At 33.4% G+C, this 23,416-nt stretch carries 21 protein-coding genes; 13 read left to right on the forward strand and 8 right to left on the reverse strand.

Annotated features, from left to right (window positions below; all coding sequences use genetic code 11):
* Nucleotides 1–176: 176 nt before the first annotated feature.
* A complete protein-coding gene (locus ISP08_RS05615; RefSeq protein ID WP_195717983.1) occupies nucleotides 177–1,844 on the forward strand; it encodes a formate--tetrahydrofolate ligase in 1,668 nt (555 codons plus the stop codon).
* 58 nt (nucleotides 1,845–1,902) lie between these two features.
* Here the strand turns inward: ISP08_RS05615 and ISP08_RS05620 are convergent, their stop codons facing one another.
* Nucleotides 1,903–2,796 carry a biosynthetic peptidoglycan transglycosylase gene (locus tag ISP08_RS05620; protein ID WP_195717984.1) on the reverse strand — a complete coding sequence of 298 codons (894 nt, stop codon included), beginning with the start codon at nucleotides 2,794–2,796 and terminating at the stop codon, nucleotides 1,903–1,905.
* Nucleotides 2,797–3,171: 375 nt separating this feature from the next.
* Here ISP08_RS05620 and tyrS point away from each other — a divergent pair, with 375 nt between their 5' ends.
* On the forward strand, nucleotides 3,172–4,434 hold the full coding sequence (tyrS, locus tag ISP08_RS05625; protein WP_195717985.1) for a tyrosine--tRNA ligase: 1,263 nt from the start codon (nucleotides 3,172–3,174) through the stop codon (nucleotides 4,432–4,434).
* 84 nt (nucleotides 4,435–4,518) lie between these two features.
* On the opposite strand, the gene ISP08_RS05630 is transcribed toward tyrS, so the two are convergent.
* Entirely contained in the window at nucleotides 4,519–5,814 is a 1,296-nt protein-coding gene (locus ISP08_RS05630; protein WP_195717986.1) for a S1C family serine protease, read from the reverse strand.
* A gap of 173 nt (nucleotides 5,815–5,987) precedes the next feature.
* Here ISP08_RS05630 and ISP08_RS05635 point away from each other — a divergent pair, with 173 nt between their 5' ends.
* The 3 genes from ISP08_RS05635 to ISP08_RS05645 all read left to right on the forward strand — a co-directional run bounded on the left by ISP08_RS05635 (nucleotide 5,988) and on the right by ISP08_RS05645 (nucleotide 9,472).
* Nucleotides 5,988–6,608 (forward strand): lysophospholipid acyltransferase family protein, encoded by a 621-nt coding sequence (locus tag ISP08_RS05635; RefSeq protein WP_048793428.1) that lies wholly within the window; start codon nucleotides 5,988–5,990, stop codon nucleotides 6,606–6,608.
* Nucleotides 6,609–6,774: 166 nt separating this feature from the next.
* A complete protein-coding gene (gene nagE / locus ISP08_RS05640) occupies nucleotides 6,775–8,247 on the forward strand; it encodes an N-acetylglucosamine-specific PTS transporter subunit IIBC (protein WP_195717987.1) in 1,473 nt (490 codons plus the stop codon).
* Between the two features lie 103 nt (nucleotides 8,248–8,350).
* Nucleotides 8,351–9,472 (forward strand): HAD family hydrolase, encoded by a 1,122-nt coding sequence (locus ISP08_RS05645; protein ID WP_195717988.1) that lies wholly within the window; start codon nucleotides 8,351–8,353, stop codon nucleotides 9,470–9,472.
* Between the two features lie 173 nt (nucleotides 9,473–9,645).
* On the opposite strand, the gene serA is transcribed toward ISP08_RS05645, so the two are convergent.
* The 3 genes from serA to ISP08_RS05660 all read right to left on the reverse strand — a co-directional run bounded on the left by serA (nucleotide 9,646) and on the right by ISP08_RS05660 (nucleotide 13,024).
* Nucleotides 9,646–11,262 (reverse strand): phosphoglycerate dehydrogenase, encoded by a 1,617-nt coding sequence (gene serA / locus ISP08_RS05650; RefSeq protein ID WP_195717989.1) that lies wholly within the window; start codon nucleotides 11,260–11,262, stop codon nucleotides 9,646–9,648.
* Nucleotides 11,255–12,415 (reverse strand): pyridoxal-phosphate-dependent aminotransferase family protein, encoded by a 1,161-nt coding sequence (locus ISP08_RS05655; RefSeq protein ID WP_048793432.1) that lies wholly within the window; start codon nucleotides 12,413–12,415, stop codon nucleotides 11,255–11,257. Before ISP08_RS05655 ends, serA begins: the two co-directional genes overlap by 8 nt.
* Nucleotides 12,416–12,583: 168 nt before the next feature.
* Nucleotides 12,584–13,024 (reverse strand): SACOL1771 family peroxiredoxin, encoded by a 441-nt coding sequence (locus tag ISP08_RS05660; RefSeq protein ID WP_195717990.1) that lies wholly within the window; start codon nucleotides 13,022–13,024, stop codon nucleotides 12,584–12,586.
* A gap of 82 nt (nucleotides 13,025–13,106) precedes the next feature.
* Here ISP08_RS05660 and ISP08_RS05665 point away from each other — a divergent pair, with 82 nt between their 5' ends.
* On the forward strand, nucleotides 13,107–13,841 hold the full coding sequence (locus tag ISP08_RS05665) for a glycerophosphodiester phosphodiesterase (protein WP_195717991.1): 735 nt from the start codon (nucleotides 13,107–13,109) through the stop codon (nucleotides 13,839–13,841).
* Nucleotides 13,842–13,883: 42 nt separating this feature from the next.
* Here ISP08_RS05665 and ISP08_RS05670 read toward each other — a convergent pair whose 3' ends face one another.
* The 3 genes from ISP08_RS05670 to ISP08_RS05680 form a co-directional block, all read right to left on the reverse strand.
* Nucleotides 13,884–14,408, reverse strand: a complete 525-nt coding sequence (locus ISP08_RS05670) for a GNAT family N-acetyltransferase (RefSeq protein ID WP_048793435.1) — start codon at nucleotides 14,406–14,408, stop codon at nucleotides 13,884–13,886.
* Nucleotides 14,409–14,507: 99 nt separating this feature from the next.
* Entirely contained in the window at nucleotides 14,508–15,110 is a 603-nt protein-coding gene (gene rpsD, locus ISP08_RS05675; RefSeq protein ID WP_048793436.1) for a 30S ribosomal protein S4, read from the reverse strand.
* Between the two features lie 232 nt (nucleotides 15,111–15,342).
* Entirely contained in the window at nucleotides 15,343–15,813 is a 471-nt protein-coding gene (locus ISP08_RS05680; protein WP_195717992.1) for a GAF domain-containing protein, read from the reverse strand.
* Nucleotides 15,814–16,026: 213 nt separating this feature from the next.
* Here ISP08_RS05680 and ezrA point away from each other — a divergent pair, with 213 nt between their 5' ends.
* The 7 genes from ezrA (at nucleotide 16,027) to tpx (ending at nucleotide 23,354) form a co-directional block, all read left to right on the forward strand.
* The gene (gene ezrA, locus ISP08_RS05685) at nucleotides 16,027–17,727 is read left to right on the forward strand and encodes a septation ring formation regulator EzrA (protein WP_195717993.1); all 1,701 of its coding nucleotides are present in this window, start codon (nucleotides 16,027–16,029) and stop codon (nucleotides 17,725–17,727) included.
* Between the two features lie 189 nt (nucleotides 17,728–17,916).
* Nucleotides 17,917–19,053 (forward strand): cysteine desulfurase family protein, encoded by a 1,137-nt coding sequence (locus tag ISP08_RS05690; protein WP_195717994.1) that lies wholly within the window; start codon nucleotides 17,917–17,919, stop codon nucleotides 19,051–19,053.
* Nucleotides 19,050–20,273: a tRNA uracil 4-sulfurtransferase ThiI gene (gene thiI / locus ISP08_RS05695; protein ID WP_048793440.1), complete on the forward strand. Its 1,224-nt coding sequence runs from the start codon at nucleotides 19,050–19,052 to the stop codon at nucleotides 20,271–20,273. Before ISP08_RS05690 ends, thiI begins: the two co-directional genes overlap by 4 nt.
* A 40-nt stretch (nucleotides 20,274–20,313) precedes the next feature.
* Nucleotides 20,314–21,084 carry a TSUP family transporter gene (locus tag ISP08_RS05700; RefSeq protein WP_195717995.1) on the forward strand — a complete coding sequence of 257 codons (771 nt, stop codon included), beginning with the start codon at nucleotides 20,314–20,316 and terminating at the stop codon, nucleotides 21,082–21,084.
* A 133-nt stretch (nucleotides 21,085–21,217) separates the two neighbouring features.
* On the forward strand, nucleotides 21,218–22,210 hold the full coding sequence (sppA, locus tag ISP08_RS05705; protein ID WP_195717996.1) for a signal peptide peptidase SppA: 993 nt from the start codon (nucleotides 21,218–21,220) through the stop codon (nucleotides 22,208–22,210).
* Nucleotides 22,211–22,219: 9 nt separating this feature from the next.
* Complete coding sequence (locus ISP08_RS05710; protein WP_229294058.1) at nucleotides 22,220–22,768, forward strand: RDD family protein; 549 nt, start codon at nucleotides 22,220–22,222, stop codon at nucleotides 22,766–22,768.
* A gap of 91 nt (nucleotides 22,769–22,859) precedes the next feature.
* Entirely contained in the window at nucleotides 22,860–23,354 is a 495-nt protein-coding gene (gene tpx, locus ISP08_RS05715) for a thiol peroxidase (RefSeq protein WP_048793444.1), read from the forward strand.
* Nucleotides 23,355–23,416 lie beyond the last annotated feature (62 nt).

Raw genomic sequence — 23,416 nt, forward strand, 5'->3', positions numbered from 1 at the left:
AAACGCTATCTGAAAAGGTAGCGTTTTTTTATGTACTTTAATAGATAAAATGAATATTTTATGTAAGCGTTACCTAAAACGTCGACAAATTAAGGGGAGTCCGATAATATAAATATAGAAGACTAAGTCTCTATTTTTGTTTCTGTTTATTACAACCAAACTAAGGGGGATTTAAAGTGGCACATTTATCTGATTTAGAGATCGCGAATAATGCAACATTAAAACCTATTACTGAGATTGCTCAAAAGGTAAATATCGAAGAAGATGCACTAGAGCAATATGGAAAATATAAAGCAAAAGTTGATATTAATAAAATCAACAAGAATAAAGAAAAAGGCAAGGTCGTTTTAGTGACAGCAATGAGTCCGACACCAGCAGGGGAAGGTAAATCGACAGTGACTGTTGGTTTAGCTGATGCACTCAATGGATTAAAGAAAAAAGTAATGGTCGCTTTACGTGAACCAGCGCTTGGACCAACTTTCGGTATTAAAGGTGGTGCAACGGGTGGTGGCTATGCACAAGTTTTACCAATGGAAGACATTAATTTACATTTCAATGGAGATTTCCATGCAATCACTACGGCTAATAACGCTTTATCAGCGTTTATAGATAATCATATGCACCATGGTAATGAATTAGATATTGATCAACGCCGAATTGAATGGAAACGTGTGTTAGATATGAATGACCGTGCCTTAAGACAAATAAACGTAGGACTTGGAGGTCCAACACAAGGTATTCCGCGAGAAGATGGTTTTAACATTACAGTAGCTTCGGAAATAATGGCTATTTTATGTTTAGCAACGGGTATTAACGATTTAAGAACTAAAATTAGTGAAATTACGATTGGTTATACAAAATCACGTAAACCAGTAACAGTAGCAGATTTACAAGTTGAGGGCGCATTAACGATGATTTTAAAAGATGCCATTAAACCTAATCTTGTACAAACGATTGAAGGTACACCAGCATTGGTACATGGTGGTCCATTTGCCAATATCGCCCATGGCTGTAATTCTATTTTGGCAACAGAAACTGCACGTGACTTAGCTGACATTGTAGTAACTGAAGCAGGGTTCGGTTCAGATTTAGGTGCGGAAAAATTCATGAATATCAAAGCGCGTGAAGCAGGGTTTGAACCTTCTGCTGTGGTTGTAGTAGCTACAATTCGAGCGTTAAAAATGCATGGCGGCGTGCCTAAAGATGATTTGCAAACAGAAAATGTCGAAGCACTTAAACAAGGTATTGTAAATCTAGAACGCCATGTAGACAATGTAAAGAAATATGGCGTTGAACCTGTTGTTGCCTTAAATGCTTTTATTCACGATACAGATGCTGAAACTGAATTTGTTCAACAGTGGGCAAAAGATAAAGGCGTAAGACTAGCATTAACAGAAGTTTGGGAAAAAGGTGGCGCCGGTGGTGAAGTATTAGCACAAAATGTATTAGAAGTCATAGATGAACCACAATCATTTAAACATTTATATGACTTAGATTTACCATTAGAAGACAAAATTGAAACGATAGTAAAAGAAATATATGGCGGTAAAAGCGTATCATTCACTAATAAAGCGCAAAAACAACTTGCATCGTTTAAAGAAAATGGCTGGGACAAATATCCCGTTTGTATGGCTAAAACACAATATTCATTCTCAGATGATCAAACACAACTTGGTGCGCCAAGTGATTTTGAAATTACAATTCGTGAACTAGAAGCGAAAACAGGCGCAGGCTTTATCGTGGCACTTACTGGTGCAATAATGACGATGCCTGGATTACCGAAAAAACCTGCAGCACTTAACATGGACGTTACAGATGACGGACATGCGAAAGGCCTATTCTAAGGTCTAATTAATATTTAAAAAAACACACGACTCAAAATTATTATGAGCCGTGTGCTTTTTATTGAGTATTCGTTCTTAATGTATCTTTAATATTTTCTTTTTCTGCCGTTTCAAATTGTTTATGCGTAATTTTATCTTCAACTAACATACGTCTTAATACATAATGTTGTCGATTTAACCCGATAGATAGTTGCTCTTGTGATTTTAAAGAGCCATCAGAATTATAAGGCGTATAATAGTAGGGGCTTTGTAATAAACCAACAATGTATGCAGATTCGGCAACGGTAAGATTATTTGGAGATTTACCAAATAAACTAAATGAAGCGGATGCAATACCTGTAATATTAGCACCATTATCATCTCTACCAAAAGGGACTATGTTCAAGTATATATATAAAATTTCTTTTTTGGTAAATAGCTGTTCAGTACGCATCGCTAATACTAATTCATTTGCCTTACGTGAATATGTTTTCTTATTCGTTAAAATTTGATTTTTGACTAATTGTTGGGTAATCGTGCTGCCACCAGATGATATTTGTGTATTAAAGACATCCTGAAATACTGCCCTCAATAAAGCTTTAGGTAATATACCGTTATGTTTAAAGTATAAACTATCTTCGGATGAAGTCAGAGCTTTAATGACCGTATTGTTTACATTCTTAGGTCCAACGATTAATGTATTATTTGACCGGTCGAAAGCTGTTAAAATATCGTGATTTCGATCTTGTAACGCATCGCTCCCAGGGAAATCCAGAAGTTCTGATTTTAATTCTTTATCAGACATATGGGTCGCGTCTTTCGTTAGATGGCTAAAATATAATATGGAGGCAGCCAACAAAATAATACTTATAGATGCCACTATTACGAATAAAGCAACGAATATATGTTTGATTTTTTTATAAATAACTTCAAATTTAGCTAAAGTACCTACTTTGTATTGATTGTTTTCCATGTTTGACTGCACCTCCTGTCGACGAAATTATTATAACACATTTCTATATTGACTTTTAAAATAGCTTTACTTATAATTAAATTCAATTCGATATTATTTTGGGTTAAAGGAAAAGTAACTTTAATATTAATTTTCAGAGAAATAGTGGTTGGTGCGAACTATTAATTAAATTAAAGCGAATACACCTTATTAATGTTTTAAACATAATCCAACGTTTAAGTTAATGAACGTATCATTAATAAAGTTGATAGACTTAGAGTTTGGTGGTACCGTGCGCGAGCGCCCTTACATTTTGATGTAAGGGCGTTTTTTGTTTATCGATAGATTTTCATTTAATACTAAAATAATATCTACAGAAAATAGGAGGTTGATAGTATGACAAGTGCATTATTAGAAGATTTAAAATGGAGAGGACTTATTTATCAACAAACTGATGAAGAAGGTCTAGAAACATTATTAAATAAAGAGCAAGTTTCTTTATACTGTGGTGCTGACCCAACTGCGGATAGTTTACATATTGGCCACTTATTGCCGATGTTAACTTTACGTCGTTTCCAAGAATACGGACATCGTCCAATTGTTCTAATTGGTGGAGGCACAGGAATGGTAGGGGACCCATCTGGTAAATCTGAAGAACGTGTTTTACAAACTGAAGAGCAAGTAGAAAAAAATGTGCAAGGTATTAGTAAACAAATGCATAAACTATTTGAATTTGGTACAGAACAGGGCGCAATTTTAGTCAATAACAAAGATTGGCTAGAACAAATATCTTTAATTAGCTTCTTGAGAGATTATGGTAAACATGTCGGTATTAATTACTTATTAGGTAAAGATTCTATTCAAACGAGATTAGAAAATGGTATTTCATTTACTGAGTTTACTTACACAATACTACAAGCAATCGATTTTGGTCATTTGAACAAGACGTATGATTGTAAATTACAAATTGGTGGTTCAGACCAATGGGGTAATATTACGAGCGGTATAGAATTAATGCGTCGTATGTATGGTGATCGTGAGTCATATGGTCTAACAATCCCATTAGTAGTTAAAGCAGACGGTAAAAAATTTGGTAAATCAGAAGGCGGCGCAGTATGGTTAGATGAAGATAAAACGAGCCCGTATGAATTCTACCAATTTTGGATTAATACAAAAGACGACGATGTTATTAAATTCTTAAAATACTTCACTTTCTTAAACAAAGAAGAAATCGAAAAGTTACAACAATCTCTAGAAGAAGCACCACACTTACGTGAAGCACAAAAGGCTTTAGCTGAAAATGTAACGGAATTCATTCACGGTAAGGCTGCTTTAGAAGATGCTCAACGTATCTCCACAGCATTATTTAGTGGTGATTTAAAAGCTTTATCAGCTCAAGAATTAAAAGAAGGCTTTAAAGATGTACCACAAGTTGAACTTAGCCATGAGACAACTAATATTGTTGAAGCAATCGTAGAAAGTGGTATTTCTTCTTCTAAACGTCAAGCACGTGAAGATGTAACAAATGGCGCTATTTATATTAATGGTGAGCGTCAACAAGATGTAAATTATGAATTAACAACAGAAGATAAAATTGACAATACGTTTGCAATAATAAGACGTGGTAAAAAGAAATACTTTATGGTCAACTTTAAATAAAAGTAAATAGACGGGAAACACAAAAAGCACAACGTTCAAACTGTAACTCAGTTGAATGTTGTGCTTTTGTATTATTGATATTATCTATTCAAAAGGGTTTGCATGATTGTCATCGTAACTTGATTGCGTAGATTTAGATGTTGATTTAAGTTTTTTCAATGTGACGTTAACTTGTTTTGTTTCACCTTTACGTTGGATCGTAAGTTTTACTTGTTCACCAGGCTTTTTGTGTTGATATAGATAAGATTTTAAATCGGTATCTTCTTTGACAGTTTTGTTATCGATTTTTGTGATAATGTCGCCTTCTTTGAGTCCGTTATCACTATCAACTTTAGCCACGTAGACACCATCTTTACGGTTAGTATCTAATTTTGATTTATAATTATCAGGAATTTCACTTAGATTTAATAGACCAATACCAATGGATGGACGCTCAATTTTACCATTTTCAACAAGTTCTTTAATTGTAACTTTAACTTCATTACTTGGTATAGCAAATCCAATACCTTCAACTTGTTCATTGGAAATTTTCATTGAGTTAATACCTACGAGGTTACCGTTGATATCAACTAGCGCACCACCAGAATTACCTGGGTTAATTGCAGCGTCAGTTTGCAATACATTTACTTTGTTTGCTCCTGCAGCCGTCTGTGTATCAATCGTACGTTCACTTGCCGAAATAATACCTGAGGTTACTGAATTAGCAAATTCTAAGCCTAATGGATTACCCATTGCGAATACGCTATCTCCAGTTTTAACTTTTGATGAGTTTGCAAATTTAATAGCTTTAGTACCTTCTGTATGATTAATTTTTAACACTGCAATATCTGTTAATGCATCTTTACCAACTAATTTTGCACTCACTTGTTTGTTATTATGTAATTGTACTTTGATATCACTCGCACCATCAATAACATGATTATTCGTTACGATGTAAGCAGAATTATCATTTTTCTGATAGATTACGCCTGAACCAACGCCGGCTTCTTGTGATTTTGAAGATTTACCTTCAAGTAAGTCATTTAAGTTTTGTGCTTTTTGCATATTGATGACGCCAACAATTGCAGGGGATACATTGTTAATCATTTTATTAACTGATGAATGTTGGTCATTTTTGCCATCTAAAGTATTACCACCTTTACTATTAGATGCTTCTTGTACTGACGAGCCATTATGGTCTGAGCCCATATTATTCAGTAATTTTCCGACACCTAATACAATCATAGCCCCAATAATGCCAGCAATTAACGCTACTATAATTGTTTTGAACCAAGGGAATTTTGGTTTGTATCTATGCCGAGGTTGTTCATAGCTCTTGCTATTTTGTTCTATGCTGTTTGATAAATTTGTTTGTTGATCATCTTTATTATATTCTGACATGATTTGCCTCCCAATCTATACGCTATGTCTATATTATATAGTTTTTACAATGTATTGCTAGTAACTTGCAGTAGTACTTTAGTCTGATTACTGTTGCTTAATTTTCTTGTTTGAGAAGACACTAAGTGATAAAATCTAAAAGGTAACAAAAGGCTAAAAAAGTAGGTGAACTCATGTATAAAGTAATAAGTTCTATTTTATATTTTATAATAGTAAAAGTAAGTAAATCGTTAACGGTACATGGTAAAGAAAACATTCCACAATTGAATAAATATGTTGCCACATGTACACATGAAAGTTACAACGAAGTAATCATGTTAGGGATGTCTATTTTCCCAACGCCAATACATTACATGGCAAAGAAAGAATTGTTTAAGAATAAATTCTTTGGGAAATTTTTACTGTCATTAAACGCATTTCCTGTAGACCGTGAAAACCCAGGTCCAAGTACTTTAAAAAGACCAATTAAGTTATTAAAAGAAAATAAAACGGTAGGTATTTTCCCAACAGGACAACGTAAGCAACTAACTGAAGATGCACCGTTAAAAAGAGGTGCCGTGACAATCGCAATGATGGGTGGTGCGCCTATTTTACCTGCTGCATATGTTGGTCCTAAAAATATTTTAGGATTAATTACAGGTCATGCGCATATTAAATTTGGTGAACCAATAGAGACAAAAGATTTACCAAAATCTATGAAGAGAAATGAAAAATTAGAATATTTAACAAAACAATTAGAAAATAGTACGCGTCAATTACAATTAGAATTAAATGAAGCTTTTAATAACAAATAATAACGATTTTTCAAAGTAGAAATTATATAAATAAAAATAATTATACGAATTTAAAATAAGTTATGTTATTATGTAATTGTACAAGAACGTACTGTAAACAAAGGCTACCACGTATATTTTGTATACGTGGTAGTTTTTTGTACGATTATAAAAAGGGGGAATTTTTATGTTTAATTTCTTACAACGATTAGGGAGATCGTTGATGTTACCAATTGCTGTACTTCCAGCTGCAGCAATTATTGTTGGTATTGGGAATACATTAAACGCATTAAAACTTTGGCCAGTCGTCGCTACATTTTTCATGAATGCTGGTACGAGTATTTTAGATCAACTCGGTGTACTATTTGCGGTTGGGGTCGCATTGGGTATGGCTAAGAAGAATGATGGTTCCGTGGCGTTAGCTGCTGTTGTAGGGTACTTTTTAACAACAACTGTGCTAAGCCCAGAAAAATTGGCACCATTATTAGGTGTCAAGACGGCAAACGTTAATGATGCATTCACGCATATGGATAATTCAAATGTTTTCGTCGGTATGTTAATCGGTTTAATCGCCGCTTTTTCCTATAATAAATTTAGCGAGACGGAATTACCTATGGCTTTATCTTTCTTTAGTGGTAAACGATTAGTGCCTATATTAACTGCGTTTTTCAGTTTATTTTTAACTGTCGCATTACTGTTTGTATGGCCGTATGTATATGGAGGCATTGTAGCTTTTGGTAAATGGATTATTGACTTTGGTCCATTTGGTGCTTTCTTATATGGTTTCTTTAACCGTTTGTTAATACCAACAGGACTGCATCACGCATTAAATTCTGTATTTTGGCTTAACCTTGCCGGTGTTGATGATATTGCAAAATTCCAAACTGGCGATGGTGCAGTGAAAGGTGTTACAGGAAGATATATGGCTGGTTTCTTCCCAGTAATGATGTTTGGTGTTCCTGCAGCTGCTTTAGCAATGTATCATACTGCTGAATCAAAACAGAAAAAACGTGTTTATGGTTTAATGCTAGCGGGTGCGATTTCAGCATTTTTCGTAGGAGTAACAGAACCGATTGAATTTGCATTTATGTTTGTGGCTCCCGTACTGTTTGTTATCCACGCATTTTTAACAGGATTATCATTATTTATTGCAGCATTATTCCATTGGACGGCCGGATTTACTTTCAGCGCAGGGCTCATTGACTATTTATTGTCGCTAATTAATCCAAATGCAAACCATCCGTTGATGTTACTCGTTCAAGGTGTTGTATTCTTTGTGATTTATTATGTGGTCTTCAGAATAGCAATTAAAGTATTGAAATTAAATACACCTGGTCGTGGAGACAACTTAGTACCAGACCCTGCAGAAGAAAATACAACAACAGATGACGCTCAATCTAAAAATGGTAATAAATACTCACATAGCGCTTCAGAAATATTGACCGGTTTAGGTGGTAAAGATAATATTACGTCACTAACAAACTGTGCGACTCGATTACGTATGGAATTAGCTGATAATAGTATTATCGATGAAGCAAAAATTAAAGCTGCTGGGGCAGTTGGCGTTACAAAAAGTGGTAAGCATAATACACAAGTTATTATAGGGACACACGTCCAACAAGTAGCAGATGAAATAGAAAATCAAATGAATAACCAATAATTAATATTTAAAGAGCAAATGTGCAATATTCATTTGCTCTTTTTTACTTCAAATTGTAGAATTAAATAGTATCAGAATTTTCTGAATAGGAGAGTGAACGTAAATGAAGTCGGTATTGTTTGATGTTGATGGTGTCTTTTTAAGTGAGGAAAGATGCTTTGATGTATCAGCTTTAACTACATATGAAATTTTAATGGACAAGTCTTATCTAGGGCTTGATGCTTCCATTGACTTTCAAAGTTTAAATGATGAAGACATTCAAAAAATAAGAGCCACCGTATTTGATCACGATAAAATTTTAGTTAAGTTAAAATCATTAGGATTAAATTCAAACTGGGACATGTTATTTATTGTTACGGCATTACATTTTATTGAAGTCTGTAAACAGTTGTCACCAGCTCAATTAGATACAGTTTTAAATGCGGAAACATTTAGTCAACAAAGGTTACAGGAAGTTGGCACAAGTGTGTCAGATATTCAGTTAGATTTTAAAGCCCCTTTAACATTTCTAGCTGATGTAAAACCTGGCAAAGATCATGTATATCAAGCACTGATTGCTTATGCTCAAAAGGTCTTAAATACATCACATACTGAGCTATTTGAATTAAAGAGTCCTTTTTGGTTATTAACTCAAGAAGTTTATCAAGAATGGTATTTAGGCTGTAAATTATTTAAAGAAGTAGAACAAAAAGAAAATAGAGCTACTTATAAACAAGGTTATATATATGACGAGGTAGTTTTAAGGCCAGTGGATGAAATCAAGCAATTATTAAGTGATTTAAAAGATGCAGGTTATCAAATAGCAATTGCTACGGGTCGTCCTAGAACGGAAACGATAGTGCCTTTTGAAACTATAAATATCAAAGAACTGTTTGAAGATGAACACATTGTCACTGCAAGCGAAGTATTAATTGCCGAAGATTTATATCCAGATTTAAAACCATTAGGAAAGCCAAATCCATTTAGTTATTTAGCAACATTAGATGGTAACGAACAATTAAATTATGAAAAATTTGCGACTAATCAAGAAAATCGTGTAAACAAAGACGAGGTGTTTATCGTTGGTGACTCTTTGGCAGACTTATTAAGTGCTAAGACGATAGGCGCAACATTTATAGGACCTTTAACTGGTTTGAAAGGTCAAGATGCAAGGGCAGAACTAGAATCTTATGATGCCGACTATATAGTTGACCATGTAGGGGAAATTAGAAGTATATTATTATAAAAGAAGTATATGATTCAGAGCATTAGTTCCTATTTAAAAAGACCATTCACTATAGTGAATGGTCTTTTCATGTTGCATACATATAATTTACCTAACAATAATAGGTGAAGGATCGATGTAATTAATTGTTAATAAGTAAAAAGCATACAGTAAATTTACTGTATGCTTATCAATTAAATATCGTATTCTTTTTGTGAAGGCAAATCTAATTGAACACTTCTGATTAAATGGAAACCATCGATTTTATATAAAGCTTCGATGACTTCATCAGTTACAGGGTGATCTACAGATAAAATCATCAGCGCATTACCGCCTTGATTGGTACGACCTAAATGCATAGATGCGATATTAATATTAAATTCACCAAGAACTTGTCCTGTTTTACCAACAATACCAGGTCTATCTGTATGATTAACCACAATTTGATTTTTTTCAGGTTTGAAATCGACATGGTACTCATTTATTCTAACAATTCTAGGACCATAGCCATTTAAAACAGTTGCACCGATTTTTATTTGTTTATCTTTATTGATTAAAGTTAATTCGATGTAGTTACTAAATCCGCGATTTTTAGCATTTTTTTCAATATTATAAGAAACGCCTTGTTCATTTAATAACACAAGTGCATTAATTAAGTTTACTCGTTCTGCTAGGTCTTGGCTTAAAACAGCACTTACGAGTGTACGTGTGATTAAACTAGTGTCATCAATAGCCAAATCACCTTCGTATTTTATGTGTAATTCTCTAGGTGCTTTTTGTAATAATTGAATACCAACTTCACCAGTTAATTTACTTAATTCGATATAAGGTTTAAGTTCTGCATTGGCATCGTCGAAACTCATCTTAGGCGCGTTTACGGCATGTAACACATTACCATTTTCGAAAATATCGATAATTTCGTTTGCGACAGAAATCGCTACTTTTTCTTGAGCTTCAACAGTAGAAGCTCCTAGGTGAGGCGTTACAATCACTTTTTCATGATTTGCTAATGGAGATTCAGTAGCGGGTTCAGTTTCGAATACGTCAATTGCTGCGCTTTGAATCTTATCATGATTTAAAGCATCTAATAGTGCTTCTTCATCGATAATACCGCCACGAGCTACGTTAATAATTTGTAAGTTTGGTTTAGCTTTACTAAAGAACTCTGCACCAACTATACCTTTAGTTTTAGGGGTAAGTGGTGTATGTACTGTAACAAAGTCAGCTTGTTCAGCAATTTCATCTACGCTAGCACGTGTAACTTCTAGTTCTTTAGCTTTATCTTCAGACAAATAGGGGTCAAAAGCTAAAATTTTCATACCAAAACTTTGCGCTCTTTTTGCAACGCCAAGTCCGATACGACCTGCACCAATAACACCAAGTGTTTTGTTATATAACTCTGTACCTCTATAGGTTTTACGGTCCCATTTTCCTTCTTGCAATGATTTGTGAGCTTGAGGGATGTTTCTTGCCATTGATAAAATCATTGCCATTGAATGTTCAGTAGCAGAGATAGTATTGCCATCTGGGGCATTGATCACGATAATACCATTTTTAGTTGCTGCATCTACATCAATGTTGTCTACGCCAACACCTGCGCGCGCGATTACTTTTAAATTTGTAGCAGCTTTAATAACGTCTTCGGTTACTTGAGTTTGACTACGTACTATAAGACCTTCGTAATTTGCAATTTCATCTATTAATTGAGTTTCTGATAAATCCGTATTGTTTGTAACATCAAATTTGGGATGTTCATAAAGGCTTGATAAACCCTCTGCAGAAATTGGATCTGATACTAAAATTTTATACATAAGCTTTTACTACCTCCATATATTGACTAATTGCTTTACCAACGAATGACTCTCCACGATGTTCAGTCAGGATAAGTTCTAAAGCTGATACGACTTGTAAAATATCGAATGGGGAAATTTGACCCATATGACCAATTCGTAAAATATGTCCTTTTAGATGGCCTTGACCACCGGCGATAGTAATACTGAAACGTTGTTTGAGTTGATTTTTAATGTAATCTAACTCTTCTTTATCGTTTGGTACAAAGGCTGTAACAGTAGGTGAAGCGAATTCATCTTCGACTAATAAATCTAAATTTAATGCTTTTAAGGCTGCTCTTAAACCGTCTCTAATTGCGTAGTGACGATTAATAACATTTTCAAATCCTTCTTCTTTTACTAAGTTGGCATATGCATTAACGCCTCTAAACAGCGCTACGTTAGGCGTGAACGGTGTAGAGTTTTCGGCAACTGATTTTAAATATTTATTTAAATCTAAATAAAATCTAGGCGTTGTTACAGTACTAAATCTTTCTTTTGCACGATCATTATATGCAACAAATGCTAATCCAGGTGGTAACATAATGGCTTTTTGACTTCCGGAAACTAAAACATCGATGTTGTCTCGTTGCATATTTGCATCAACTGCACCGATACAACTAACGCCATCAACCACAAAATAAATATCGTCTTTAAATTGTTTTAAGGCTGATCCAAGCTCACCAACTGGATGAACGACTGCTGTTGAAGTTTCACAATATTGGCAATATACAGCTGTAACATCTCCATTAATTGATTTTAAGTAGTCTATAAAATCAGGTACGTTGACTGCTTTACCCCATTCAACTTCAAAAATATGTACGTTATTATAATAGGTTTCTGCGATTTGTTTGAAACGGTTACCAAATGCACCAGAAACAATAATGACTATATGATCATCGGTATTTGCAATATTTAACATACTTGCTTCTAAAGCACTCGTACCACTAGAAGTTAATACGATTACTTCGTTTTCTGTACCAAATACAGGTTTGATAGCTTGGAACGCTTCTTTAGCAATAGCTTCAAAATCACTTGAACGATGACCTACCATTGGTTGTTGTGTTGCGTGTAAAATTTCGTCAGGTACAGGTGTTGGACCTGGTGTTAACAATAAAGGATGATAATACTTCATTACTTTTCCCCCCGTTACTCAAGATTTTCTTAGTTTAGCAAATTTTCTGACAATATAAAAGTGAAAATCGAATATTAAACAGGGAAAAATTGATTAATTTCGGTTTTGAAAGGGTTTACATTGTTATTAACTAGGTCTTCTATAAATTAAAAGAATTTTTTAAAAATTTTATTGTTTAAGTATATTTGGTTGTATATTTATTTGAACATTGCCTCGGATGGAATTGGAAATCATACAATTATTGTCTGCGATTTTTAATAATTTTGGCAACTTAGTTTCTAATTGTTCAGCGTTGTCTACTTTAATATTTGGAAAATGAGTAATAGCTTCCATTTTAAATTTACTATTTTCAAAGACGGCTGTACCGACAGACTGTTGATCGATAGATATATTGTTGAAACCAGCGCGTTCTAATACAGCAGCAAGAGAAATAATATAACAAGAAGAAGCAGCACTTACCAACAGTTCATCAGGGTTTGTACCGTGTCCATTACCACCTAACTCTGAAGGAATTGAAATTTGTTCATTGATTACGTCACCATTAACCTCACCAACTTCCTCTCGACCACCTTGCCATTTTGTTGTGACTTTAAAATCATGCTTAACCATAATCATAGCTCCTTTGTAAAAAATTATGTTATTTTTATTTTAGAGTACAAGGTATAAGAAAGAAAGAAGAGAGGCCTGAAAAGTGACAAATAGCCAAATTAAAGTTGTAGCTCATAGAGGGCTGTCATCAAAATATCCAGAAAATACATTAATAGCTTATGAGGCTGCTTTACAATTAAATATCGACTATTTAGAAATTGATATACATAAAACGGCTGATAATAAGCTAGTGGTAATCCATGATGATTCGGTAGATAGAACTTCAAATGGTACGGGTAAAATAAAAGACTATACGATGGAACAATTACAGCAATTAGATTACGGTCTATGGAAAGGGGAGTCTTTTAGAGGCCAAACTATTTTAGAATTCAAAGATGTATTAAAACTTGTGAAGCAATATAATAAGAAATTATTAATTGAAATTAAAAAACCCGAACAATATCCCGGAATTGAACAGCTTTTACTTAAACAATTAAAAGAAGCTCAAGTGCAACACTCAAACATTGTTATTCAATCATTTGATATGGAAAGCATAAAAAAAATTTACGCGACTGGCGTTAATTATAAATTAGGGGTATTAATTAGTGCCAAAAAATATTGGTATCGTCGTCCTAATTTTAAAAAGATTGCTACTTTTGCACACTTTTTAAATCCGAACTATAAATTAGTAACTACAAAATTTGTAGCTACGGCACATAAATATAATCTTAAAGTAATGCCTTACACAGTAAATGATAAAGTAATAAGCGCTAAATTAATAAAATCAAACATTGATGGCATTATCACAGATGCACCAGACATATTTTGCGACTGCTAGTCGATTATGTCTGGTGCATTTATTGAACTATATAAGTACGAGCTATTTAATATGTGATAAGTCATTTTCGGATTTATGCCAATCTTTTTTCAATAAACCCATGACATGGCAATCACTGTAAGAACCTCTAGTATAAAAATGTTCTTTTAGTGTACCTTCAATTTTAAAGTTGTTACTTTCGTATATATGTACGGCTTTCGAATTATTAACATCCACAAATAGATATATTTTATTTAAATTTAATACTAGAAACGCATAGTCTATGGCCATTTTAAACGCACTTTTAGCGTAGCCTTTGCCGCTATATTGAGGATCAATTATTATTTGAATTTCGCAATTACGGTGAATGAAATTAATTTCTACAAGTTCTACGACACCAAAACGAATATTATCTTCTTCTATAATGAAGCGACGTTCTGATTCATCTAAAATATGCTTTTTATATAAGGTTTGTAATTCGCTCAGTGATTGATAGGGTTCTTCAAACCAATATGACATTATAGAATACTCATTGTTTAAATGATGAACAAACTGCAAGTCGGTTTCTTCTAATGCTCTAATAATCATTTTTAACACTCCTTTACTTTTAGGATACTCAATTTCTCTCGATATGTAAAAAGCCGAGAAAATCTAATAAAGATTTTCTCGGCTTTCGTGTTGAAGTTATTATCTTGAGTAGTACTCAACGATAAGTTGTTCATTGATTTCAGCAGGTAATTCACTACGTTCTGGAACGCGGATATATTTACCTTGTAAGTTGTCAGCATCAAATTCTAAGTAATCTGGTACAAAGTTATTGATTTCAACTGACTCAGCAATGATGTTTAAGTTTTGTGATTTTTCACGGATAGAGATAGTTTGACCTGGTTTTAAAGTGTAAGAAGGGATGTCAACACGTTTGCCATCAACTTCTACGTGACCATGTCCAACTAATTGACGTGCTTGACGACGAGTACGAGCTAAACCTAATGAATATACAACTGCGTCTAAACGAGCAGCTAATAATTGCATGAAGTTTTCACCGTGTACACCGTGTTGCTTAGCAGCAGCGTCGAATGTGTTACGGAATTGTCTTTCAGTAATTCCATATAAGTAACGTAATTTTTGTTTTTCACGTAATTGTAAACCATATTCTGATAATTTTTTACGTTGGTTAGGACCGTGTTGTCCTGGTGCGTAAGGGCGTTTTTCTAATTCTTTACCTGTGCCACTTAAAGAGATACCTAAGCGACGAGATTTTTTCCAATTTGAACCTCTGAATCGAGCCATAATAAGACTCCTCCTTCTTTTTTGTAGTTATGAAAAAACAAAAAAGAGTGTTGTATGCTTATTTAGATATATTGTTTTATGTATCTTCACCTCATAGCTATGGTTACACGATACGTCCGCCTTGGGAACAACATAGAGCCAAATAATATACAACTGCTAATTTCGTTTATTCACACAAAGTACATTGTACCAGTTTATTAGAAAGTGTCAATACAAAATATTGATTAACTGTTTACTTCTTATTTAATTGGTCTTCAATAATAGTTACAACTTGTTCTAATTGTTGCTTATCGTTATCGTCAAAGCGATTAAGAATAGGTGCGTCGATGTCTAATACACCAATGACTTCATTGTTAAAATGAATAGGAACGACTATTTCAGATTTACTGTTGGCATCACACGCAATATGACCTGGGAATGCATTGACATCAGCAACAACTTGGGTTTCATCTTGTTCAACTGCAGTTCCGCATACGCCACTACCAATTGCTATATGTACACATGCAGGATGGCCTTGGAAAGGACCTAGAATAAGTTCGCCATGTTCTATTAAATAAAATCCTACCCAATTGATTTGATCTAGATTATCATTTAATAAAGCAGAACTATTACTTAAAATAGCGATGAGGTTTGACTCGTCTTCGATTAAAGCAGCTAACTGCTTTTGTAACATACTATAGTTGGTTGTTTTTATTTCAGTCATATTAAGAGACCTCACTTTACATATAATGGTTAATATAGTTTCAAATAGTATATTATATAATAGAATGATTCAAGCAGTTAAACTTAAAATGTATAGTTAAAACTCACTTTTGCAATAAATATAAAATATTCTGTGGAATTCATCTATTTTCTATTTTAATGAATGGGTAACTTACGTTATAATTGAAAATGATAAAATAGGAGGAGAAAATATATGGTACTATATATTATTTTAGCAATTATTGTCATTATACTGATTGTCGTCGGTATATTGTTTTATATGCGCTCAAATAAGAGTCGCGTTGTTGAACAAGCTGAAGAAAGAAGAGTGAAGGTTGAAGAACTTCCTTATGAAGATAGCTTGTCTAAATTAACAGAATTAAAATTCGCAGGGGAAACGAAAGATACATACGATAATTATAAAAAACAAGCGAACGACAGCCACGAACAATATTTAACACCAGTTGATGAAAAACTTCATAATGCTGAAAGTCTGTTAGAGAAATTTAAATTTTCTCAAGCTCAAGATGAAGTGGATGAATCACATGAATTAATGGATCAATATGAAGAACAGTATAAGAAGACTGATCAAGAAATTGATGAAATAGTAGAACAACATAAATATAGTCATAAACTATATGAAGAATGTAAAAATGATTATCGTGAAATGAAAAGAGATGTGCTTGCAAATCGTCACCAATTTGGTGAAGCTGCAGGACCTTTAGAAAATGAAATTGAATCTTTCGAACCTGAAATTAAAACATATGAGTCGTTAAAAGAAGAGGGGAATTATAAACAAGCCCACGAACATATCAAAACTTTAAATGAAGATATGAATTATCTTAAAACAGATATGGCTGAAATTCCTGATTTAATTAGAGAGGCTCAAAAAGAATTACCTGGTCAATTCCAAGACTTAAAATACGGATGTCGCGATTTGAAAGTCGAAGGCTATGACTTAGATCATGTGAAAATTGATAGTACATTACAAACGTTGAAAACAGAATTAAGTTTCGTTGAACCATTAATTAGTAAATTGGAACTTGATGAAGCGAATGACAAATTAGTAAATATAAATGATCGTTTAGATGAGATGTATGATTTAATCGAACATGAAGTAAAATCTAAAAACAATGTCGAAGAAACTAAAGAAATTATTACAGATAACTTATTTAAAGCAAAAGACATGAATTACACGCTTCAAACTGAAATCGAATATGTAAGAGAAAATTATTATATTAACGAAACTGACGTACAAAATGTCAGACAGTTTGAAAATGAAATTCAAAATCTTATCGCTGTTTATGATGATATTTTACGTGAAACTTCAAAATCTGCTGTTCGTTACAGCGAAGTAGAAGATAACTTAAAATATATTGAAAAACATGTTGATGTAATTAATGAAAAACAAGAAAAATTACAGAATCACCTTATCCAATTGCGTGAAGATGAGGCTGAAGCTGAAGACAATATTTTACGTGTACAAGGGAAAAAAGAAGAAGTTTATCGTCGCTTATTAGCTTCTAATTTACCAAGTGTTCCAGAACGTTTTATTATCATGAAAAATGAAATTGATAATGAAGTACGCGAAGTAAATAAAAAATTCAGTGTACGTCCGATTCATGTTAAACATTTAAAAGATAAAGTTTCTAAAGTTGTTTTACAGATGAATAAATTTGAAGACGAAGCCAATGACGTCTTAGTAAATGCTGTTCATGCTGAAAAATTAATTCAATATGGTAACCGCTATAGAAAAGATAACACTAATGTTGATAAGAGCTTAAATGAAGCGGAACGTTTGTTTAAAAACAATAGATACAAACGTTCAATTGAAATTGCTGAACAAGCGTTAGAGAGTGTTGAACCAGGCATTGCCAAACAAATTGAAGATCAAGTCGCAGATGAGCATGCTTAATAATTAATAAATTAAATTAAAAGACACGAATCGAAAACTTCGATTTCGTGTCTTTTAATTTTTTCAAAAAATAGTATAATGCTCTAGTAGACTTTTTATATAGGAATAACAAGATTAAACTATGTCATTCGATGTAGAATTATATATATTTAATAGTTAATAATAATAATTTTTAAGGGAGTGAACAAGGTGATTTACCTCGATAATGCTGCTACAACTAAGCCAAATCAAGATGTGTTGGATACTTTTTTAAAGGTGAATCAAACATTTTATTTTAATCCTAGTAGCCCCCATAAAGCAGGTGTACAAGCAGAACAACTCTTAGTACAGGCCAAGCAACAGATTAACGAGTTGCTAGAATTAAATAATAAATACGATATCGTATTTACAAGTGGTGCTACTGAATCTAATAATATTGCGCTGCAAGGTATAGCCAAAAAGAAAAAAGCGTTCGCTCCTGAAATTATCACTTCTGTATTAGAACATCCTTCGGTATTAGAAGTAGTACGTGCGCTAGGTAAGCAAGGATTTGACATTAAATTTGTTGATATCAATTCAGATGGAAGAATAGATTTAGAACATCTAAAAAGTTTAATGTCTGATAAAGTAGGACTAGTGACATGTATGCACGTTAATAACATTATGGGGCAAGTGCAACCGATTGCTGAGATTGGTCGTATCGTCAAAGCATATCCGAAAGCGCATTTTCATGTCGATGCAGTGCAAGCAATTGGTAAAGTGCCATTGGAGTTTGAAGGCGTTCATAGTTTAAGTATGAGTGGTCATAAATTTAATGGTTTGAAAGGACAAGGCGTACTGCTTGTTGAAAATGTACATCAAATAGAGCCTATTATGCAAGGTGGCGGACAAGAGTTAGGTATTAGAAGTGGAACGATAAATTTACCTATTAATATAAGTATAGTGAAAGCTATTAAATATGCCATTCAAAATCAAGCGCTATTACATGAAAAGTTAGCGTCGCTAAATAGTGAGTTAAGAACGTTTGTGAAAGATTTTAAAGGTGTTTATATCAACTCACCAAAAGACGCTGCGCCACACGTACTCAATATTGCTTTTCCCGGTGTTAAAGGTGAGGTACTGGTAAATGCTTTTTCAAAACACAATGTGCTGTTATCAACGACAAGTGCTTGTGCTTCTAAAAAAGCTGAATTAAACGAAGTACTGTTAGGCATGGGGGTATCTAAAAGTAACATAGAAGGTAGTATCAGATTGTCTCTTGGAGTTAATACTACGTCTGAAGATATTGCAAAATTTAAAGAAGTATTTATACAAGTATATGAAGAAGTTAAGGAGTTGTTAAAATGACGTATGATCATTTGTTAGTTAGATATGGCGAGTTAACGCTTAAAGGTGCTAACCGTAAAATGTTCGTAAACCAATTACGCACAAATGTACAAAAAGCATTAAAATCATTTGACGGTATTAAAATAAAAGCAAACAGAGATAGAATGTATATCGAACTAGAAGAAACAGCTGAAATAGATGCAATAATTGAACGATTGTCTAAAATATTTGGTATCTATTCAATTAGTCCAGTGATGAAATTAGAGAAAACTGTTGAAGCCGTGGAACAACAGGCAAGTGCATTTGCAAAAGATTACGCAAGTGGGGACACATTTAAAATCGACGTTAAACGTGCGGATAAAAATTTCCCGTATGACACTTATGAATTACAACGCCAAGTTGGTGGTGCTGTATTAAATAATAACGAGCATATTAGTGTTAATGTAAAGCAACCTGACCATGAAATTAAAGTAGAAGTTAGAATAGATGCTATCTACATTTATGACCAAACGATTGAAGGTGCAGGTGGCTTACCAGTTGGTACAGGTGGTAAAACACTATTAATGCTCTCTGGTGGTATTGATTCTCCAGTTGCTGGTATGGAAGTAATGCGACGAGGCGTTACTATAGAAGCGATTCATTTTCATAGTCCGCCATTTACGAGTGAAAAAGCAAAAGATAAAGTGATTGAACTGACGCGCATTTTATCTCAGCATGTGGGGCCAATCAAATTACACATCGTACCTTTTACAGAATTACAAAAACAAATTAATAAAGTCGTACATGAGCGTTATACGATGACATCTACACGTCGTATGATGATGCAAGTGGCTGACAAATTAGTTCACAAAATCGGTGCACATGCAATTGTTAACGGTGAGAATTTAGGACAAGTAGCAAGTCAAACGCTAAAAAGTATGTATGCAATCAATAATGTCACTTCAACGCCAGTGTTACGTCCACTCTTAACTTTAGATAAAGAAGAAATAGTGAAAAAAGCAAAAAGTATAGGAACGTTTGACGTTTCGATTCAACCATACGAAGACTGTTGCACGATTTTCACACCTAAAAATCCGGTTACTGAACCTGATTTTGAAAAAGTTGTGAAATATGAAAGTGTCTTTGATTTTGAAGACATGATAGATAATGCAGTAGCAAATATTGAAACACTGACAATAACTAAAGATTATCAGAGTGAAAAAGAAGCTGAAACTAGCGCAATAATTGAAGATTTATTTTAACCTGAATACACATATATAATAAACAAAGGGGTCGACAACTATGGATTGGGACATATCAATTATATTAATTGTAATAGCGTTAGGGTTTTTAGCAGCATTTATCGATGCAGTTGTTGGTGGAGGGGGATTAATTTCTATTCCAACTTTATTAGCGATAGGATTACCGCCTTCAATTGCATTAGGTACTAATAAATTAGCTAGTGTATTTGGCACGATGACGAGTGCCATTAGATTTATTAGAGCAAGAAAAGTGGATTTAGCGATAGTTGGAAAATTATTGCCATTCGTCTTTATCTTCTCAATAATTGGTTCTAGTCTAGCAACCTTCTTGCCGGCAGATTTATTAAAACCTATAGTCATTGTCATACTTACTATCGTGCTGATATATACTTTGATTCGTAAGGATTGGGGTGGTATTCGCACATTTAATAAATTAACGCTAGGTAAAGCGATTTTGTTTACCGCTTTAATAAGCATCATTGGCTTTTATGATGGCTTTTTAGGTGGTGGAACAGGTTCGTTCTTACTGTTTATTTTATTGATGTTTGGTTTTGACTTTTTAAGTGCAGCTGGCAACGCCAAGGTATTAAATTTTGGCTCGAATTTAGGCGCTTTATTATTATTCATTTGTTTAGGACATGTAGATTACTTTATAGGTATTATCATGGCGCTGAGTATGATTGCAGGGTCATATGTTGGGGCGATGTTTGCTATTAATAAAGGCGTAGGATACGTAAAAGTGTTATTTGTTGTCGTAACAGCAATATTAATTTTGAAAAATGCGTACGATTATATAACGCAGACGTTTTAATTTAATACGAAATAAAAGAACTTATTTTTTATAATAAGTTCTTTTTTTACATCATGTTTTAGTTTATTGTTTGTTATAGTAGGAATATGTTAACAAAGAAATAACAAATTTTTGATTTTTGAGGTGTATCGTAATGTCTAAAAAAAGAGTGATTGCCATCATTTTAGCAGTAGTTGTCATATTGGGCGGTATTACTGTAAGTTCAATAAGCGCTATTGTTAGTTCTTTTATTTCAAATAGTAGTTCAAGTAATGTCGACCCGTTCACTGAAGAAACGGAACAGCAAGGTAGTGCATCAAAGCGAATCGCTCATTTAACGCTAAATGGTGAAATTTCTGATGAATCAGGCGGTGGATTATTCGGTGGTAGTGGTTATGATCACGACGCTTTTATGAAGCAATTAGATAATGTTAAAAAAGACAAATCTGTTAAGGGCGTCTTATTAACGGTTAATTCTCCCGGTGGTGGCACGTATCCTAGTGATGAAATTTACAACAAGATTAAACAAATAAAGAAAAAAGGTAAAAAAGTTTACGTACATATGGAAAGTTTAGCTGCATCTGGTGGCTATTATGTTTCCGCACCTGCAGATAAAATATACGCAGGACCACAGTCAATGGTGGGTTCAATAGGTGTCATCATGTCTAATGTAGATTATTCAGGTTTACAGAAAAAACTAGGCATTAAAGAAAATGTGATTAAATCGGGTGCACATAAAGATATATTGAGTAGCTCTCGCCCTATGACGAGCGATGAAAAAAACATTTTACAATCAATGTTAAACGATAGCTTTGATCGTTTTATTAATATTGTAAAAAATGGAAGACATATGTCTGAGAAAAAAGTAAGGAAATTAGCAGATGGTCGTGTCTATAGTGCGCAACAAGCAAAAGAAAATGGCTTAATCGATAATATTGGTTATCAAAATGAAGCATTAACAGCATTGAAAAAAGATATTCATGCTAAAAACGCAGAAGTCTTTGAATATAGTGATAGCGTTAATATTTTCTCTACCTTATTCAGTGCTAAATCGACGATTAAACAGTTTAATAGTGATATAAAAGGTATTAAATCGGTTATTACTAACGATTCAAAAGCTAAACCAATGTATTTATATGAAGGGTAGGTGGTTAAATTGGCTACACAATATGAAGGTAACGGCTCTCAAGAAAGATATAATGCACAATCTGCCTCCAATGAAGCTGTTTCCGAAGAATTAATACATGAACAAATGACCAAATCAATATATGCAGGCTTTGGTATTCGTTTCTGGAGTTTTCTCATTGATTTACTCGTTATATTTGGCGTTCATAGTCTAATTTTAAAGCCTATTTATCATTTTACTAACATAGATGATATGAAATTATGGATAAACTATTTTAGTGTTGGCCATATACTAGATGCTATTGTTTTTTATTTATATTTTGTATTGTTAACACGTTTCTTCCAACAAACTTTAGGAAAAATGATATGCAACATTAGAGTTGAACGAGATGATCGACAGACACTAACTTGGTCAGACATACTTTTTAGAGAATGGGTCGGTCGCATTGTCTGTGGTGTTTTTGGCAATCTATTATATTTGGTAACTATTTTCACTAAAAAGCACAAAGGAATTCATGATTATTTCGCAGGAACCGTTGTAATTAAAAATAAATTTGAAAAATTATTTTATTTAAAATAATTTCTATACTAGGACAAGTTGTAACTGTTTATTTCTACTAAATAAACAGTTATAATTTTATCGTAAGCTAGATAACAAGGAGGAACATTAAATGACACAAATTACATTTAAGCAAGAACCAATTACTTTAGTTGGTGAACAAGTTAAAGTAGGACAAACGGCACCAGACTTTTCAGTTTTAGATAACGATCTAAATGAAGTTACATTAGCGAACTACGAAGGTCAAAAGAAATTAATAAGTGTTGTTCCATCAATAGATACTGGTGTTTGTGATCAACAAACACGTAAGTTTAATGAAGAAGCTGCGCAAGAAGATGGCGTTGTGTTAACTATATCTGCAGATTTACCATTTGCTCAAAAAAGATGGTGTGCGGCTAACGGATTAGATAATGTATTAACATTAAGCGATCATAAAGATTTATCATTTGGTAAAAATTACGGCGTTGTTATGGAAGCATTACGTTTATTAGCACGTTCAGTATTCGTATTGGACCAAAACAACAAAGTTGTATATTCTGAAATTGTTTCAGAAGGTACTGATTTCCCAGATTTCGATAGTGCTTTAGAAGCATATCGTAATATATAATTAATTTAATTTTTTAAGTTAGTTATTAAACAGTTTTATTGACATTATAAACCATACTGTCC

Source organism: Staphylococcus lloydii (assembly GCF_015775975.1).
Taxonomy (GTDB): Bacteria; Bacillota; Bacilli; order Staphylococcales; family Staphylococcaceae; genus Staphylococcus; species Staphylococcus lloydii.